This window comes from Calothrix anomala FACHB-343 (assembly GCF_014696435.1).
In the GTDB taxonomy this organism is placed as follows: domain Bacteria; phylum Cyanobacteriota; class Cyanobacteriia; order Cyanobacteriales; family Nostocaceae; genus Aulosira; species Aulosira anomala_A.
Map to the genome: position 1 here is coordinate 65,672 of NZ_JACJQG010000041.1, position 18,142 is coordinate 83,813.

The window sequence follows — 18,142 nt, forward strand, 5'->3', positions numbered from 1 at the left end:
TTGATACAGTTTTATTTTCTGCCAGCAATAGAACTTGCCAGGTTGTCATATAGAAAATTGGGCATTAATAACGGGAAAGACAGACTTGCAGAAGATGTTCCTGTACGCAGTTGATAGCAACTGTTTTCCAGTCACATTTTTTGCATTATGCCCGATTTCTATTTTTCTTTTAATCTTAAATCGATGACAGTGGCATTAAAGTTATAGTTGAAGCCTTCTAGCTCAAATGGCATCCCAATTTTGACTTTGCTGTTCCCTAAAACTGGGCCATTGGCTGTAATTTGGGCTTTCCCTTCTAAGGTCAGCAGCATATCTGTACTAAAGTTGTTGGTTTTGGGATCTGGTAATTCTTTGAGGGTACCATCTGGTTGGGGAACATTGACTGTTCTGGGTAGTTGTTTGACAGATTTAATCGTAATTTCGCCGTGGGGTTGATTGCGAATAATTACGTTGGTTTTACCATTGGCTTTCAATCCTTGATCGAATAACTGCTGCGGATCGCGCACATTCAAGCCGCGAACTACTAAATCTACTTCCATTGGTACGGTTTTTGTACCGACTTGGGCGACAGAACCGGAAGTACCGGGGAAGACGAATATACCAAAGATAACTAGGGCAATTACTAGTAAAGCGCCAAAATCCAGGAGATTGATTTTGCCGAACAAGCGACCTTTAGAATCTAAAATAGCCATAATGAGTTTTTCCCTATTTGCTAAGTCCCAAAATTAGCTGGGCGTTGCAGTCATGCGACAGTTTATCACGACTTCTAAAATTCCGGGGCGAGGTAGCCTAGTTTAATAATATGGTTGACGGTTGACTGTTGACGGTTGATGGTTGACGGAAGAAAGGCAGGCAAGATGCCTACTCCACAAGAGACTGATAAAATTTAATCGGCAAATTAGATGTGTTTTAGCCGATCAATCACTTTATTTAAGTGCAAAAGCGGTTACGCATTTGGCTTTTTGGGTAGAGAATGCAACATAGAAAGACTGAAATTCGTCTCATAAGTTTGATGTTCTTCCACAATTATCCATAAAGACTGGATTTATGAATGCTGGGAATGCGTTTTTAACTAATTACCGTTTTTGGCGGCGTCGCTGGTTTTACCCGTTAGTTTCTTTGGTAGTAACCCTGAGTGTCTGTGTAACTGCACCTCTTCCGGGAAGGGCGTTTGATTTGTTACCCCTGTTATTCCAGGGAGTGCAGATACTTCAGCTATCTAATATATCCGATCGCCAAGAGGTGGATTTGGGTAAGGATATTAATCAGCAAGTTAGCAGTGAAATGCGGCTGTACCGCAATGCAGAAGTTAATCGTTATGTGGAACAAATTGGGCGACGGTTGGCGGCAAATAGCGATCGCCCTAATCTCCCTTATACATTCCAAGTAGTTGAAGATCCGGCGATTAATGCTTTTGCAACGGCGGGTGGCTATGTATATGTACACACTGGTTTGCTCAAAGCTGCTGACAATGAAGCGGAACTAGCAAGTGTGATCGCCCATGAAATCGGTCACATTGGCGGGAAACATTTAGTCAAACAAATGCGACAAAGAGCGATCGCTAGTGGTGTAGCTACAGCCGCAGGTTTAGATCGCAATACTGCGGTGGGTATTGGTGTAGAATTAGCACTTAACCGTCCCCGCAGTCGTCAAGATGAATTTGATGCGGATCAAAGAGGTTTAAGAACTTTGACACGTAGTGGTTACGCGCAATCAGGAATGGTTTCTTTTATGCAAAAACTGCTAGGAAGAGGTTCTACGCCGACGTTTTTAAGTACTCACCCAGCAACGAGCGATCGCATTAATTCTCTCAAACGCGCTATTAGTCAACAACCAAGCAATGGGCGTTATGGATTAGATAATGCTGCTTATAAAGCCAATATCCGCGCCTTACTTTAATTATCATCTCAATTTAAATAGTGTTTGCGGCACATTCATATATTCTATAGGGCATGGCGATGCCATGCCCCTACCATCTTTAGCATGTTTTTCACGCTCGTTGCTTATTGCGGCGAGTACCTTTAATTTCATCTGGATCGATAGTGGCGATCGCGTCTTTTAAAGGTAAGGTACGCACGCACTTTTTAAACACGTTTACTTGATGTACCAGTTGATTAGTGACATCCAGTGCTGTCAACCAGCCACTGCGGGGATGATATGCACCAGTATCTATCCCTAACCAGCCTTTTCCTTGTGCTAATTGACCTGGATTCACTCCCGGAAAGGTAAAGGTAATAGTATGACCAATAATAATTAATTTATTAGGAAAGTATGGTTTTTCCATACTGTGAAATTCTTCTCTAATCCAGCAGAATTGTTCAGCTGTTTGTTCATGCAAAGGAATGAATGGATCTATCCCCGCATGGGTTAACCAAACATCTCCTAAATCAATATATGTAGGTAGACTTGTGAACCATTCGATATGTTCTTGGGGAATTGTTGCTTCTTGGTAACTGGCTATAGTCGCTTGTCCGCCACTGTATAACCATGCTTGCATCGCTGAAGTAGAAGCGCTACCGCCGGTTAATACATTTAATAACATCTGTTCGTGATTTCCCAACAGACAAGGATAGTTATTTTTTTTGACAAAATCAACTACTTGGGCACTTTGGGGGCCGCGATCGATTAAGTCTCCTAGAAAATAGAGCCGATCGTTAGACCCTGGTGCAATAGCTCCTAATAAGGTCATTAATCCTTCATATTGACCATGTACATCGCCAATTACAATTCGACGCTGGCTAGTTTCGCTCATTTGCTCTTAGCTGAAATGATAGTGCCCACTAATTTTGCTACAGTCTTACCTGTGCAGTTTTCCCAAAATAGATAATAATTTTTTGAGAAAGTTTGTTTTTATTCTATTCTATTTATACAGGTAGTTGAAATAGATATTGTTGCAGATTTGAACTAGTAAAACTACATATAACTAATCCAATCACTCCAGCTACCAGCATAGAGTTTACCTGTAGAAATACCTGCTAATTTTAATGAAAGTAAATTTACGCAAGCGGTTACACCAGAACCACAATAAACGATAATTTCTTCAATTGTAGCTAAGTTTTCCCACCTGCGACGTTGTTCTATTGGTGACAGTAAATATCCGGTAGAATCTGTAACTTCTTGCCAAGGATAGTTAACTGCACCGGGAATATGACCGGCTATTTTATCGATTGGTTCCCGTTCACCTCGGTAGCGATCGCTCTCTCGAGAATCTACCAAAGCTACCTCTGGTAAATCCTTTTTACTTTTGACGCCATGAATATCTACTACCATATCTGTTTGAATTTGCGGTACAAAGGTAGCAGTTTGGGGTTGTGGAATCACATTTGTCAAGGGATAATTAGCTTTTTGCCATCCCGTAAATCCACCATCGAGGACAGCTACATTGTCATGTCCTAAATATTGCAGTAGCCACCATAACCGCGAGGCAAAGGCGAAACGGGAATCATCATAAGCTACTACTAAGGTTTCTTGAAAATTTACCCCAATTTCTGCTAATTTCTGCGCTAAATCCTCAGGATTGGGTAAAGGATGTCTCCCGCCATGTTCTGTGACAGGACTGGAAAGATCCTGATTTAAGTCGAGATAATAAGCGCCTGGTATATGGCTGGCTTCATATTGTTGGCGTCCTAGTTGTGGATCTCCCAGAGAAAAGCGACAATCAACGATCGCAACTTGCGGATCGTTTAAATGTTCAAGTAACCAGGCTGGTGAAATAATTAAATTTGTCATTGGTCAATGGTCAATAGTCAATGGTCAATGGTCAGAGACGCGATGAATCGCGTCTGTACAATTGTCTCCCTTGTCCTCCTTGTCCCCTTCGTTCTCGTTGCGATTTTGAAAATGCCAGATTTTGAGCAATTTATCCCCCAAACTACGGCAGATGGTTCTTTTACTTTTACTTCTCAAGAGTTTGGCGAAGACTTTCATAGTCGTTATGGAGCCAAGCAGGAGAGTTTTCAGAAGTTTGCAGTGCCGACGCAACTTGCTGAACGCGCGCAAAAATCAGGATTGCGGCTGTTGGACATTTGTTATGGTCTAGGATACAACACGGCAGCAGCTTTGCAGACGATTTGGGAAATAAATCCCGGTTGTCATATTGAAGTCATGGCTTTGGAACTTAATCCGAATGTTCCCCAAGCAGCGATCGCTCATGGTTTATTTGATAACTGGGACTATAAATATACCGATATTTTGCATCAGCTAGCTTTTGAGTATGAAGTGCAACAACCGCACCTCAAAGCTAAGTTAATCATTGGCGATGCCAGAAATTCAATTGCTTTACTCCAAAAGTCTGGTTTTTTAGCTGATGCTATTTTTCTCGATCCGTTTTCACCGCCTCAGTGTCCTCAGTTATGGACTGTGGAGTTCCTTGAGCTAGTTGCTCGGTGTTTGCACTCTGATGGTATTCTGGCTACTTATTCCTGCGCTGCTGCTGTGCGCGCGGCTTTATTGGCTGCTGGTTTAATTATCGCTTCTACTCCACCTGTAGGTAGGCGATCGCCTGGTACGGTTGCAGTACATCAGGGATATTCTGGTATTTTAGCGCTTCCACCACTTTCTCAGGCAGAAACCGAGCATTTGCTCACCCGTGCGGCTATTCCCTACCGAGATCCTCAATTGCAAGATGTCGCTGATGTCATTTTGCAGCGACGACAACAAGAACAACAAGCTTCTTCTCTAGAGTCTACTTCTAGCTGGCGTAAAAGATGGCTGTTAGACAGTGCGGCTAGCAATTGACATATCAAACGCTTTTTAATTCTCTATTCAAAGAAAAATAAATTTTTAGATCGAGAGTTTTTTGCTACATAGCTGATATTTTATAGGTAACGAGAAGCCAAGCTTTTTGAAATATCAAAAATACATTCTCGTTCGGTATAAATCCAATGAGTAATTGTGCTAAATTACAGTGTTTAGTAGGGGTTGAGATTGGTGTAACAGTTTGCCGAGAAAGCTTTTTCGCTCCACATCCCCAATCGCAATCTCAAGTTGATATTAATTGGTGAACTAGCGTGACACTTTGTAGTAATCAAGATCATGAGTCTGTGTGTTTTAAATCACGCCAATATAGCCATAATTTAGAAGATAATGGATCAGAGCTAATTAGCGAAATTACTTAGTAGTCTCAACAAACTCAATAATTGCAATTCTCACACGTACTTAGAAATAAGGATAGCAAATTCCAAAAGGTTAAATCTACGAAGTGTTGCAACATTTCTTTGAAAAAATTCCTTGTGGGTAGGTATATAATCTCAAAATCTCAGCGCTCGCTGATATCAAAACGGTAGATTGCCGGTGAGATATAGACTCTAAATGGTTGACTGCCACTTTAACTAGGAGAAACGCCAGGAGCTAAGTGGTTATCTTTGGTTCTGAAAAAGATTTGGTTTGACTCACTTATCTAAATTAGTAATTGGAGATTTTACGCAATCCCCTGTGGTAGTATCAAGGCAAATATCCGTAGAAGGGCGGATTGCATATTTAAGTGAATTTCTTTCCCAACAATCAAGAATCTGAGAGACTATTGAAGTTTATTGAATTTTTTCAATAAATATTAAAAAAAATAATGCATCTAAGTTTGAAAGAGATGTATATGCAAAATAAAAAAAATTTGTATAATAATGGCTGACTGTAATTATGCAAATACTAGTACTAAACTTAAATATTTTATTTTGAAAACCTAACAACTGTTGACGTTTTTGGAAAAAAACTGGAGCAATTCTGTGATTGAATGGGAACCCAAGCATACAAACTCTACCGAAATTCTCGTTAATGGGTCTAACCCCCTAAACAAATTAACGAATATAAGCGCCAATCATTCCTTAGAATTAAAAAGTGTAGAGGGTGATTCAATAAGCTTATCTCCAGGGGATTTGATGCTGGAAAAAACCCCAGGGTTGGCTTCTTTAATGCAACAAACAAATTTCAAGACTCATGACAAATCATTAGATTTAAAAACATCGCCAGTCCAAAGTTCTCAAGTTAATACCTGGGATACGGATTTACCAAAAATTTTAGTAGTTGATGACCATGCTGCAAGTCGGATGACTGCTGTTGCACTGTTAGGTATGGAAGGATACGAGGTTATTGAAGCTGACAGTGGTTCTATGGCAGTGAATATAGTTGCACAGCAACAACCAGATTTGATTTTACTGGATGTAATGATGCCAGGGATGGATGGGTTTGAAGTCTGCCAAATCCTCAAACAAAACGAGCATACAAGGCTGATTCCCGTCATTTTTATTACAGCATTAAACGATAGGCGATCGCGTATCCGGGGTATTGAAGTTGGCGCAGATGATTTTCTCACCAAACCCTTCGATCGGGTAGAACTAGTAGCGCGTGTTAAATCCTTAGTTCGTCAGAAGCGGTTGAATGAAGACTTAGATCATGCAGAAAAAGTACTGTTTTCCGTGGCGATGGCGATTGAAAGTCGAGATCCGAATACTGGCGATCATTGCGAACGCTTGGTAAAACTCGGACAAGCCTTTGGTGAATACCTTTGTCTTTCACGCAACCAAATTCGGGATTTGATGTGGGGTGGTTATCTGCATGATATTGGTAAAGTAGGTATACCTGACGCAGTGCTGTTGAAAAAAGGTAAACTCACCCCCGAAGAATGGGAGATTATGAGACAGCATGTTTCCATTGGGGAGAAAATCTGTCAACCATTACGCAGTATGCGCGGTGTAATTCCCATTATTCGCCATCACCACGAGCGCTGGGACGGAACTGGTTACCCTGATGGTTTGCAAGGTAATGATATTCCCTATCTAGCACAAGTGTTTCAAATCATTGATATTTATGATGCTCTCACCAGCGAACGACCTTACAAAAAGAGTTTTACGCCAGAGGAAGCACTTAAGATCATGCTAGAAGAAACTCAATCTGGTTGGCGCAATCCCGAACTAGTGCAGCAGTTTGTCGATTTCATCACCAAAAGAGCAGCTTAGGATTCTGGATAAGCAATAAACAGTTGCAGCAAGTTGAAGTTAGGCTAGTTATGATCGATATCAAAAGATATTTCAATTAAAGTTGATGGATTCTTTAACTAGTTTAACTTCTGAGGCGATCGCAGCTGGCTTTCACGCGCTGTCTGAACCTTTGCGGATTCAGGTTTTGGAACTGCTGCGCGAGCAAGAACTGTGTGTATGTGACTTGTGTGCAACTTTAGGCGTCCCCCAGTCTAAGCTGTCTTTTCACCTGAAAACTCTCAAAGAAGCTGGCTTAGTGCGATCGCGTCAAGAAGGACGTTGGATTTACTACAGTTTGAATGTAGCTCAATTTGTGGTTTTAGAGCAATATTTATCTGATTATCGCCGTCTAGCTAAAATCTCACCCGCCCGCTCCTGCTAAAATGTTCTGGTATCTATCAAGTTTTGTTAATAAATATTTTTTTTAATAAAACTTAAACCCTTGGAGCAAATTCACATGACAGCTAAAACAGCTAATTACACTTCACAGTATTTCACAAGTAAAATTTTTGAAACTGATTATGCTACTTTAGCTGCGGTAATTATTGAACTTTATCATCCTCAAACAGTAGTTGAATTTGGCTGTGGGCCAGGTCATCTCAGTCGAGAGCTAGCGCAACGTGGAGTCCAGGTTACATGTGTAGATGGTTACTCTCAGCCAAACTTTGCTGGACTTTCAGTTGAATTTTATCCACTTGATTTAAATGACTCTGTGGCAATTAAAAAGCTGTTTGAGCATAAGCAATTTGATTTGTCAATATGCTTAGAAGTAGCCGAACATTTAGAGGAAGAAAGCTCACAGGCTTTAGTTAAGTGGTTGACTCAAGTTGCTCCTATAGTAATATTTTCAGCAGCTGTTCCTAATCAAAAGGGACGCGGACATATTAATTTGCAAACCCGCGAATACTGGCACAATATATTTTCTCAAAGAGAGTTTGTCATAGCTGACCGTATACGGGAAAAATTGCGCAATTCTAATATTGCGCCCTGGTATCGATATAACGTTATTGATTATATCCAAATTCAGCACCCTCAAGCTCCAAATTTAGCTGATGTACTTCCTCGTTTAATTGCTTCAGAATCAGCCGCAGCATCAGGTTTTTATGACGAATATAACAAGCGACTTGACGCAGAAGAGCATCTCAAGTCTGCTCCTACACCGTTATCTAAACTTGTGAATCAGCTAGGTAGTTTTGCTAAAGGTCTACTTCGTAGAAGTTAAATCATCTTGCTTGATTGTCAGTCCATATTCAGGTTATTAACTTAGGGTTATCAATCCCTCAGTTAATACCTTAAAGAAGCTGACTAAGTGCGATCGCGTCAAGAAGGACGTTGGATTTACTACAGCCTGAATGTGGCTAAATTTCTCGTTCTAGAAGAATATTTATCTGATTATCGCCGCCTAGCTAAAATCTCACCTGCTCGACCCTGTGAAAATTACCAATAGTACATCAAGTTTTTTTGATGAATTTTTATATCTTGGTAGTTGACAAGACACGGACATATCAAGTTTTATTGAAATGAGACTGATAAAAATTTAGCCACAACACAGGGTGGAAAGATGGAAGCCAAAATCAAGCAATTGGCTCTCGCACTGGGAATGGTGACTTTAGTTAGTAGTTGTGCAGGTAGCTCAACTTCTAGTACCGAAAGTCAACAGCCCTCAAATGCTATTGAAGCTAGTAATATTACCAAAGCTGGCACGAAGATAAGAATTGATGGTTCTAGTACGGTATATCCAATTACCCAAGCGATCGCTAAAGAGTTTCCCAAAGACTCCAATGACAAGCTGCAAGTAGAATTAAAATTTTCTGGGACTACAGGCGGATTTGAAAAATTCTGCGCTGGCGAAACAGATATCAACAACGCCTCCCGACCGATTTTGCTCTCAGAGATGGAAACTTGCAAGAAAAATGGCGTTGGTTACATAGAACTTCCTATTGCTTTTGATGCCCTTACCGTTGCTGTTCATCCGCAAAATAACTGGGCAAAAGATATCACCGTTGCAGAATTAAAGAAGATTTGGGAACCTGCGGCTGAAGGTAAAATCACCAAATGGAACCAAATACGCTCATCTTGGCCAGATCGCCCTATAAATTTGTATGGTGCTGGTAAAAAATCTGGTACTTTTGACTACTTTACAGAAGCAATTGTAGGTAAAGCTAGATCATCTCGTAATGACTATACAGCTAGTGAAGATGATGAAGTATTGGTAGAGGAGATACGCAAAGATCCCAACGCATTGGGGTACTTTGGCTATGCATATTACGAAAAACATCAAGATAAGTTAAAAGCACTCTCCATTGATAACGGAAAAGGTGCCGTATTGCCATCACGTCAAGCTGTAGAGAAAGCTCAGTATCAACCACTGTCTCGGCCTTTGTTTATCTATATCAATCCTCAGTCTTTACCAAACAGAGGAGCGCTATATACGTTCACAGATTTCTATATTAAGAACGCACCACAAGCAGTCAGTTCTGTGGGGTATATACCTTTACCAGATGATGGCTACCAAATTAATTTTGTTCACTTGTATAAGGGCAAAGTTGGAACAGTTTTTGATGGGAAAGCAGAAATGAACTTAACAATTGGTGAGTTGTTACGCAAAGAAGCGAAATTTTAGCAATTCTTGTTAATTGTAGGTTAATTTCAATGAATGATAATTCACAAATTAGTACAGCCCGAATCAAAGCAGGAAGCAATCTGAGCTTTTTTGAAAAATACCTTACTGTTTGGGTATTTTTATGTATCTTTGTCGGAATTTTCTTAGGTAGATTATTTCCAGGGATAGCAGTAGCTCTTGATGCTATGAGTGTGTATCAAGTCTCTATTCCTATTGCTGTATGTTTGTTTTTCATGATGTATCCCATCATGGTAAAAATTGACTTTACACAAGCAGCAAATGCTATCCGCGCCCCTAAGCCAGTGATTCTTACCTTAGTAGTGAATTGGTTAATTAAACCATTCACAATGGTGATATTTGCGCAATTCTTTTTAGGCTGGTTATTTCGTCCTTTGATAAGCACAACAGAGGTGATTCGTGGGAGCGAAGTTACACTGGCTAATTCCTACATTGCTGGTACCATTTTATTAGGAATTGCGCCTTGTACAGCGATGGTGTTGATGTGGGGATATCTATCCTACGGTAACCAGGGACACACTTTAATTATGGTGGCAGTAAATTCTCTGGCAATGCTGTTTTTATATGCACCCTTGGGGAGATGGTTATTAGCAGCGAATGATTTAACTGTGCCTTGGGAAACCATTGTTTTGTCCGTATTAATTTATGTGGGCTTACCTTTAGCAGCAGGGATGTACAGCCGTTACTGGATTTTTAAATACAAAGGTAAAGTGTGGTTTGAAAGCAGATTTCTCAAGTATCTGACTCCAGTGGCAATTACGGCTTTATTGCTAACTTTGGTACTGTTATTTGCATTCAAGGGTGAACTAATAGTTAACAATCCCTTGCATATTTTATTAATTGCTGTACCACTGTTTATCCAAACTAATTTTATATTTTTAATTAGTTATGTAGCGGCATTAAAGCTGAATTTATCCTACGAAGATGCAGCACCAGCAGCATTAATTGGAGCTAGTAATCATTTTGAAGTTGCTATTGCCACGGCTGTCATGTTATTTGGTTTAAATTCAGGTGCAGCACTGGCTACAGTAGTCGGGGTTTTAATCGAAGTTCCAGTGATGTTAATGTTAGTTGAATTTTGTAAGCGGACAGCAGCATGGTTTCCACGAGAGCCGCAAAAAGCAACATTACCAGATCCGCGTTGTTTTGGAGCTTTTAAATAACAACCTAATGAAAGGCTCGAACCAATGGAGCAAGAAACAATTCAACCGATTTTAGAAAACCTGTGGTGGGTAATTCCAGGAAAACTAGCAGGTGTTCGCAAGCCTATAGCAGAGGAGTTGACAGAGTTACAAACCGCAGGTGTACAGGCAATTATCTCCGTTATGGATGATCCCTCTAACTTAGATTTATATCAAACGGCAAATATTCCTTATCTGTGGTTGCCAATAAAAGGTGGTACGACACCCAGCCAAGAGCAAATTCATGATTTACAAAATTTCGTTGACAACCAAAATAACCTTGGTAACGCTGTTGCAATTCATTGCACCAATGGTAGACGGCGAACGGGAACAATGCTAGCTACTTACTTGATTTGTACTGGCTCATCTTATAACGATGTCATCGAGGCGATTAGGCGTGCAAATCCCGAAATCGAACTGCGAGAAAACCAACACAAATTTCTACAAGAATTAGAGCAGGGTATGAAACTGTAAGTTAAATTCTGGACAAACATACCCATGACTACTCATTTTTGGGGAGCTTTTCTTCTCGTGCCATGCGTTCTATAACATCACTCAGACTTGATGCTTTCCGACGTAGGTAGAGAGCAAAACTTTTGACAAGACAATCATATTTTTTTAATTAACGGTAGGAAAAGTAATGAGCATTCGTATTGCTATTAATGGATTCGGTAGGATGGGACGATTGGCTCTGCGTGCTGCATGGGGTTGGCCAGAATTAGAATTTGTTCATATTAATGAGATTAAGGGTGGAGCAGAAGCGGCGGCTCACTTACTCAAGTTCGATTCTGTTCATGGACGTTGGACACCAGAAGTAGAAGCACAGGACGAACGCATTCTCATTGATGGTACACCCTTAAGCTTTAGTGAATATTCCCAACCTGGTGATGTCCCTTGGGAAGACTTAGGCGTTGATATTGTACTGGAATGCTCCGGTAAGTTTAGGACTCCCGCTACCCTAAACCCTTATTTTAAGCGAGGAGTACGGAAGGTAATTGTAGCTGCTCCAGTGAAGGAAGAAGCCCTGAATATTGTTATGGGGGTTAACGATCAACTTTATGAGCCAGATCGGCATCATCTGCTAACTGCAGCTTCTTGTACAACTAACTGTTTGGCTCCAGTTGTGAAGGTAATCCATGAAGGTTTGGGGATTAAACATGGAATTATTACCACAATTCATGATAATACTAATACTCAAACTATCGTAGATGCGCCACACAAAGATCTGCGACGGGCAAGAGCTACCAGTTTATCTCTAATTCCTACTAGTACTGGATCGGCAACTGCGATCGGCTTAATTTATCCCGAACTCAATGGCAAACTCAATGGTTTAGCAGTACGAGTGCCATTACTCAACGCTTCTTTAACAGATTGTGTATTTGAAGTTGCGCGATCTACCACAGTAGAAGAAATTAATAGTTTGCTGAAAGCTGCTTCTGAGCAAGAACCTCTTAAAGGCATTTTGGGCTATGAAGAGCGTCCTTTGGTATCTATTGACTACAAAGACGATCCTCGTTCTTCCATTATCGATGCTCTCTCCACAATGGTGGTAGATGAGACGCAAGTGAAAATACTTGCTTGGTATGACAACGAATGGGGCTATGCCAACCGGATGGTTGAACTCGCCCGTAAGGTGGCTTTGAATTTTATAGCGTGAAATCTTCTGATTTAGAAATACTCTGCGTTAAATCTCTATTACCTCATGGCTTCTACTACAGCTCATAGTGCCAATTTCAAGAACTATATCCTAGTCACCCTCGCCTACTGGGGCTTTACCCTAACTGATGGTGCCTTGCGAATGCTGGTGTTGCTATATTTCAACCAAATTGGCTATACCCCAATACAAATTGCCTTTCTGTTTTTGTTCTACGAAGTCTTCGGAGTTGTCACAAACTTTTTAGGCGGTTGGATTGGTTCTCAGTTGGGATTGAAGGTAACACTTTATAGCGGCATCGGATTACAGGTTTTTTCACTAGTCATGCTGTCTTTGTTGAATCCCGATTGGGCACAGTGGATTGCAGTCAGCTATGTGATGTTGGCACAGGCATTTTCTGGGATTGCTAAAGACTTAACCAAGATGAGTTCTAAAAGTGCCATTCGGTTGGTGGTACCCCAGGATGCTCAATCATCTTTGTTTAAATGGGTGGCGGTGCTGACTGGTTCTAAGAATGCTCTGAAAGGAGTTGGTTTCTTTCTTGGTAGCGCTCTCCTGGCTGGGGTTGGCTTCATCAATTCCCTGTGGATTATGGCCGGGGGACTTGCCTTGATTATGTTTTCTGGGCTAATGCTGCCTAAAGGAATGGGCAAAATCAAGAAGAAAGTCAAGTTTAGTCAACTGTTTTCTAAGAGTGAAGAGATTAATATTCTTTCGGCTGCACGATTTTTTCTCTTTGGCTCTAGGGATGTGTGGTTTGTTGTGGGCTTGCCAGTATTTTTACGTAGCGTTTTGGGCTGGTCATTCTATCAGGTCGGTGGATTCTTGGCTTGTTGGGTAATTGGTTATGGCATGATTCAGTTCTTAGCGCCAACGCTAATTCAGCGATTTGCTTCTGGTCGTCCACCACAATCAAAGACTATCCAGTTTTGGACATTTACTTTAACAGCAGTTCCAGCTGCGATCGCTCTTGCTCTCCAATTAGGTATACCTGCAAATATTGCGATCGTTGGCGGACTCTTGATTTTTGGCATTGTGTTTGCTTTTAACTCAGCAGTTCACTCTTATTTAGTGTTGGCTTTTACTGATGATGATAAGGTAGCGCTGAACGTTGGTTTTTATTACATGGCAAACTCAGGTGGTCGATTAGCTGGTACTGTTTTATCAGGTTTGATATATCAGTTTTTCGGTTTAGTGGGCTGTCTGTGGACATCAATGTTATTTGTATTAGCAGCTGCATTAATTACTCTGAAGTTACCCGATCCTCAACCAAGTAAAGCGATCGCCTGGAAAGCAGGGGATGGTGATTAAAACAGTTGTCTAGTGCCAAATTATTAAATTATTTAGCACTAGATCCACCCCCGGAAAAACTGTATGATTAGCCTCTAAAAGGCAAAACGTTGATGGACAAAAATGACTCATCTGCACTAGAGCGATCGCGTCTTTTGCAATTATCCTTTCTCTACTCTGTACCGATTGGGGTGTTAGGAGGATTAATTGGCTTGGGGGGTGCAGAGTTTCGCCTACCAGTATTGGCTGGTGTCTTGGGTTATTCAGTACGGCAAGCTGTACCTTTAAACCTAGCTGTGAGCTTGGTGACAATTGCTGCATCTCTAGCAATTCGGGGTAGTACGCTCTCCTTTAGCTCAGTTATTCCGTTGTTACCTGCGGTTTTGTCCTTAATTTGTGGAGCAGTTATTACTGCCTTTTTTGGGGCAGCAATGGCAGGAAAGCTTTCAAATGAGCAGCTTGAGAGAATTATCTTAGTGCTATTAGTCTTAATTGGCGTTGCCCTAATAGTTGAAGGTTTTCTTCCCCAACAAATACCAGCCCTTCTACCTTCCTCTTTAGCCTGGCGCATTGGAGCAGGTATTTTGTTTGGTTTAGCAATTGGGTTGGTAAGCAGTCTCCTTGGGGTTGCAGGCGGTGAAATAATTATTCCAACGCTGGTTTTTGCTTTTGGTGCAGATATTAAAACAGCAGGTACAGCTAGTCTTTTGGTTAGCTTACCCACAGTACTGGTGGGAGTTGTGAAATATGCCAGTCGTGGGGCGTTTGCAAACCGTGCAGCTTTGAGGAATACCGTTGCGCCTATGGGAGTGGGTTCGGTAATTGGCGCAGTTATTGGCGGAATGCTTGTTGGGGTTGTTCCTGCGTCAGTACTCAAAGTTACATTAGGGGTAATCTTAAATATCTCTGCGTTTCGAGTTTTTCACAAAGCTAAATCTCACAATTCATAATTAGTTTAATCTGGAAAGGTTAGAGCTTTTCGTAATATTTCAAACCTTGCTGGTACTAACCGATAGTAAATCCAAGTACCGCGTCGTTCCTTCTCTAGCAAGCCAGCTTCATACAACACCTTGAGATGATGGCTGACAGTAGGTTGAGATAAACCCAGTGGCTCTACCAATTGGCAAACACAAGCTTCTTGTGCAGGTTGAACTGCAATATAACTGAGCAACTGTAACCGAGCCGATTCGCCCAGTACGCGAAATAACGCCGCCATTTGGGCGGCTTCATCTGGCTGCAATAGGTTTTGCAACAGGGAAGAACAACAGCTTGAAGTAGAGTTTGCAGAATTCATACTTATATATTGACACTTATCAATATAGTTGGCAATATATAGATATACATAAATATTGATGAATATCAATTTAAGGAGAACTGCGATGTCCCGCGTACAACTGGCGCTGAATGTAAGTAATATTGATGCTGCGGTTGAATTCTACAGCAAGCTATTCGGTACTGAACCAGCAAAACGCCGTCCTGGTTACGCGAATTTTGCGATCGCTCAACCGCCGCTCAAATTGGTATTAATTGAGAATTCGGAAGCAGCTGGAACTCTTAACCATCTGGGTGTAGAGGTAGAAACAACTGAGGACGTAAACATAGCAACCGAACGCCTGCAACAACTCGGACTAGAAACACGAACAGAAGAGCAAGTAACTTGTTGCTATGCTCTGCAAGATAAAGTATGGGTGCAAGATCCAGATGGCGCACCTTGGGAGATTTATAAAGTTTTGAGTGACTCCCAAGTGCGGGATCTTAAACCTGTAGAAGTCAGCACTAAAAGCTGCGCCTGTTCTTAGTTTGTAGCTCTGCACTTTTTGATTTGTATGTGGAATCTCTATGACAACATTTGACCATCCTCCCAGAATTTTGTTTTTGTATGGTTCTCTGCGTGAGCGTTCCTATAGCCGCTTGTTAGCAGAGGAAGCAGCACGCATCATTGAAGAATTTGGCGCAGAGGTAAAGTTTTTCGATCCCAGGGAATTACCAATTTACGGTAGCGTTCCCGACACTCACCCCAAAGTGCAAGAGTTGCGCGAATTAAGCCAATGGTCAGAAGGACAAGTCTGGTGTAGCCCAGAGATGCACGGTCAGATTTCTGGCATTATGAAAAATCAAATAGACTGGATTCCTCTAAATATTGGAGCTGTTCGCCCAACTCAAGGGAGAACTTTGGCTGTGATGCAAGTCAGTGGTGGTTCGCAGTCTTTCAACGCTGTCAACACCTTGAGAATTCTGGGGCGCTGGATGCGGATGTTTACTATCCCCAATCAATCCTCGGTGGCTAAAGCTTATGAGGAGTTTAACGAAGACGGTACGATGAAAGATTCGTCTTACCGCGATCGCGTTGTGGATGTGATGGAAGAACTTTATAAGTTCACCTTGTTGCTCCGAGACAAAGTAGACTACCTCACCGATCGCTACAGCGAACGCAAGGAAAAAGCCGCAAAACAGATAATTGAAGTAGCAAACCAAGCTCTGCGGTAATAGCTTTAGATATGGATCTAATGAATTATGACCGGGTATTTCAGTCTATGATGATTAGCTGGTAATATTTGAGGCTCAATCTCAAAACACCAAGCGCGACAGCGCAATTCATTAATAGCTGAAAGCTAAGTTATGGTAGTTGTAGCAATTCTAGCGGCGGGACGCGGCACAAGGATGAAATCAAACCTGCCCAAAGTATTACATTCTTTGGGTGGGCGATCGCTAGTTGAAAGAGTGATTCACAGCGTAGAACCTCTTTCTCCTTCACGGCGGTTAGTAATTGTCGGATATCAGGCACAGGAAGTGAAAGCTGCTATGGAGCCAATTCCTGGTTTGGAGTTTGTCGAACAGACTGAACAAAAAGGAACTGGTCATGCAATCCAGCAATTACTGCCTTATTTAGAAGATTATACAGGGGATTTAATTGTCTTAAACGGTGATGTGCCCTTATTAACTAGCCAAACCCTGCAAAATCTCTGGCAAACTCACCAAGAACATCAAAATGATGCCACTATTCTCACTGCATACTTGCCTGATGCAAAAGGTTACGGGCGAGTTTTTTGCGATAGTGAAAATATAGTGCAACAAATTGTGGAAGACAAAGATTGCACCAGCGCTCAAAGACAAAATCGCCGGATTAATGCGGGGGTTTATTGCTTCCGGTGGCAAAATTTAGCCAAGGTGCTGCCCCATTTAGAAGCAAATAATAGTCAAAAAGAATACTATCTTACCGATGCAGTCACTCAAGTAGGCAAAGTCATGGCGGTGGATGTCCAAGATTATCAAGAAATTCTTGGCATTAACGATCGCTTACAACTAGCCAATGCCTACGATATTTTACAAACCAGAGTTAAAGAAAAATGGATGTTGGCGGGTGTGACGCTCATCGATCCTCAGAGTATTACCATTGATGACACTGTAGAATTACAGCCAGATGTAATTATTGAACCCCAAACTCACCTACGTGGTAATACTGTAATTCAAGCAGGAAGCCGTATCGGCCCTGGCAGTTTAATTGAAAATAGCCAGTTGGGTGAAAATGTTACTGTCCAGTATTCCGTAATTAGGGATAGCTTTGTGCAACAGGGAAGCCAGATTGGCCCCTATAGCCATTTACGCGGTCAGGCTAAAGTTGGTGCAGGCTGCCGTATTGGTAATTTTGTAGAATTGAAAAATACTCAATTAGGCGATCGCACTAATGTGGCTCATTTGTCTTATTTAGGCGATACAACGGCAGGTACTAAGGTTAACATTGGTGCAGGTACAATTACTGCTAACTATGACGGTGTGAAAAAACACCCAACCAAAATTGGCGATCGTACGAAAACTGGTTCTAATAGCGTTTTAGTTGCACCAGTCACTTTAGGTAATGATGTCTACGTCGCCGCAGGTTCAACTATTACAGAAGATGTTCCTGATGATGCGCTGGTAATCGCCCGTGCGCGTCAGGTAGTTAAACCAGGTTGGCGCAATAAAAGCGCTCAGAGTCAGCCATAAAAAATAGATTTGCCAAATGGGCATGGGGCATGGGGCATGGGAAAGACAGATTTTCATCCTTTGTTGGCTAGCTTGAAAATAGGGAACAGGGAATAGGGAACAGGGAACAGGGAAGGGAAATTTTCATGCTTGGTTGTGCCAAAACCTGGCGTGAATGGCTAGTACTTTGACAAGGGAACTATGCTAGGTGCATTAAATTTTCTCGTTCTCTTCTTTTCCTCTTTCTTTGAGTACTTCGTGCCTTCGTGGTTCGTTTTTTCACCCAGCAAAGTTGAGTTGCCAGACTACTAGTGGTCTGTCCCATTAATTTTGCTGGGTTGGATAAATCTTTGAAAGCTTAACTCTTGCATCTTCTGTACGAAAACGCCAATCTACACAAACCTGATTAAGATTGCGATCGCATTCCCAAATTGAAACCTCT

At 41.5% G+C, this 18,142-nt stretch carries 18 protein-coding genes and 1 pseudogene; 15 read left to right on the top strand and 4 right to left on the bottom strand.

The window, feature by feature from the left end; genetic code table 11:
• Positions 1 to 158 precede the first annotated feature (158 nt).
• Positions 159 to 692, bottom strand: coding sequence for a DUF4330 domain-containing protein (locus tag H6G08_RS22180; RefSeq protein WP_190546812.1), 534 nt, complete (start codon positions 690 to 692; stop codon positions 159 to 161).
• Between the two features lie 355 nt (positions 693 to 1,047).
• On the opposite strand from H6G08_RS22180, the gene H6G08_RS22185 reads away from it, so the two are divergent.
• Complete coding sequence (locus H6G08_RS22185; protein ID WP_190546814.1) at positions 1,048 to 1,899, top strand: M48 family metallopeptidase; 852 nt, start codon at positions 1,048 to 1,050, stop codon at positions 1,897 to 1,899.
• Positions 1,900 to 1,990: 91 nt separating this feature from the next.
• On the opposite strand, the gene H6G08_RS22190 is transcribed toward H6G08_RS22185, so the two are convergent.
• Positions 1,991 to 2,752 (bottom strand): metallophosphoesterase family protein, encoded by a 762-nt coding sequence (locus H6G08_RS22190; protein ID WP_190546816.1) that lies wholly within the window; start codon positions 2,750 to 2,752, stop codon positions 1,991 to 1,993.
• A gap of 161 nt (positions 2,753 to 2,913) precedes the next feature.
• Positions 2,914 to 3,729: a sulfurtransferase gene (locus H6G08_RS22195; RefSeq protein ID WP_190546817.1), complete on the bottom strand. Its 816-nt coding sequence runs from the start codon at positions 3,727 to 3,729 to the stop codon at positions 2,914 to 2,916.
• Between the two features lie 111 nt (positions 3,730 to 3,840).
• Between H6G08_RS22195 and H6G08_RS22200 the strand changes: the two genes are divergently transcribed.
• The 11 genes and pseudogenes from H6G08_RS22200 to H6G08_RS22250 all read left to right on the top strand — a co-directional run bounded on the left by H6G08_RS22200 (position 3,841) and on the right by H6G08_RS22250 (position 14,687).
• The gene (locus tag H6G08_RS22200; RefSeq protein ID WP_190546858.1) at positions 3,841 to 4,737 is read left to right on the top strand and encodes a tRNA (5-methylaminomethyl-2-thiouridine)(34)-methyltransferase MnmD; all 897 of its coding nucleotides are present in this window, start codon (positions 3,841 to 3,843) and stop codon (positions 4,735 to 4,737) included.
• Positions 4,738 to 5,720: 983 nt separating this feature from the next.
• Positions 5,721 to 6,950 carry a response regulator gene (locus H6G08_RS22205; RefSeq protein ID WP_190546819.1) on the top strand — a complete coding sequence of 410 codons (1,230 nt, stop codon included), beginning with the start codon at positions 5,721 to 5,723 and terminating at the stop codon, positions 6,948 to 6,950.
• Between the two features lie 85 nt (positions 6,951 to 7,035).
• On the top strand, positions 7,036 to 7,353 hold the full coding sequence (locus H6G08_RS22210; RefSeq protein WP_190546821.1) for an ArsR/SmtB family transcription factor: 318 nt from the start codon (positions 7,036 to 7,038) through the stop codon (positions 7,351 to 7,353).
• Between the two features lie 75 nt (positions 7,354 to 7,428).
• Complete coding sequence (locus tag H6G08_RS22215) at positions 7,429 to 8,193, top strand: class I SAM-dependent methyltransferase (RefSeq protein WP_190546823.1); 765 nt, start codon at positions 7,429 to 7,431, stop codon at positions 8,191 to 8,193.
• An 87-nt stretch (positions 8,194 to 8,280) separates the two neighbouring features.
• Positions 8,281 to 8,418 (top strand): annotated as a pseudogene (locus H6G08_RS22220) (transcriptional regulator); the annotation flags it as partial.
• A gap of 114 nt (positions 8,419 to 8,532) precedes the next feature.
• A complete protein-coding gene (locus H6G08_RS22225; protein WP_190546825.1) occupies positions 8,533 to 9,594 on the top strand; it encodes a PstS family phosphate ABC transporter substrate-binding protein in 1,062 nt (353 codons plus the stop codon).
• Positions 9,595 to 9,623: 29 nt separating this feature from the next.
• Positions 9,624 to 10,775: an ACR3 family arsenite efflux transporter gene (arsB, locus tag H6G08_RS22230; protein ID WP_190546827.1), complete on the top strand. Its 1,152-nt coding sequence runs from the start codon at positions 9,624 to 9,626 to the stop codon at positions 10,773 to 10,775.
• 24 nt (positions 10,776 to 10,799) lie between these two features.
• Complete coding sequence (locus tag H6G08_RS22235; RefSeq protein WP_190546829.1) at positions 10,800 to 11,267, top strand: phosphatase domain-containing putative toxin; 468 nt, start codon at positions 10,800 to 10,802, stop codon at positions 11,265 to 11,267.
• 166 nt (positions 11,268 to 11,433) lie between these two features.
• A complete protein-coding gene (locus H6G08_RS22240) occupies positions 11,434 to 12,450 on the top strand; it encodes an ArsJ-associated glyceraldehyde-3-phosphate dehydrogenase (RefSeq protein ID WP_190546831.1) in 1,017 nt (338 codons plus the stop codon).
• 45 nt (positions 12,451 to 12,495) lie between these two features.
• Positions 12,496 to 13,758 carry an organoarsenical effux MFS transporter ArsJ gene (arsJ, locus tag H6G08_RS22245; protein WP_190546833.1) on the top strand — a complete coding sequence of 421 codons (1,263 nt, stop codon included), beginning with the start codon at positions 12,496 to 12,498 and terminating at the stop codon, positions 13,756 to 13,758.
• Between the two features lie 92 nt (positions 13,759 to 13,850).
• On the top strand, positions 13,851 to 14,687 hold the full coding sequence (locus H6G08_RS22250; protein WP_190546835.1) for a sulfite exporter TauE/SafE family protein: 837 nt from the start codon (positions 13,851 to 13,853) through the stop codon (positions 14,685 to 14,687).
• A 5-nt stretch (positions 14,688 to 14,692) separates the two neighbouring features.
• Here H6G08_RS22250 and H6G08_RS22255 read toward each other — a convergent pair whose 3' ends face one another.
• On the bottom strand, positions 14,693 to 15,031 hold the full coding sequence (locus H6G08_RS22255; RefSeq protein WP_190546836.1) for an ArsR/SmtB family transcription factor: 339 nt from the start codon (positions 15,029 to 15,031) through the stop codon (positions 14,693 to 14,695).
• Positions 15,032 to 15,116: 85 nt separating this feature from the next.
• On the opposite strand from H6G08_RS22255, the gene H6G08_RS22260 reads away from it, so the two are divergent.
• From H6G08_RS22260 to glmU, 3 genes are all read left to right on the top strand, one after another.
• A complete protein-coding gene (locus tag H6G08_RS22260; RefSeq protein ID WP_190546839.1) occupies positions 15,117 to 15,536 on the top strand; it encodes an ArsI/CadI family heavy metal resistance metalloenzyme in 420 nt (139 codons plus the stop codon).
• Positions 15,537 to 15,576: 40 nt separating this feature from the next.
• A complete protein-coding gene (arsH, locus tag H6G08_RS22265; protein WP_190546841.1) occupies positions 15,577 to 16,224 on the top strand; it encodes an arsenical resistance protein ArsH in 648 nt (215 codons plus the stop codon).
• Positions 16,225 to 16,356: 132 nt separating this feature from the next.
• Complete coding sequence (gene glmU / locus H6G08_RS22270; protein ID WP_190546843.1) at positions 16,357 to 17,721, top strand: bifunctional UDP-N-acetylglucosamine diphosphorylase/glucosamine-1-phosphate N-acetyltransferase GlmU; 1,365 nt, start codon at positions 16,357 to 16,359, stop codon at positions 17,719 to 17,721.
• Positions 17,722 to 18,142: the final 421 nt, after the last annotated feature.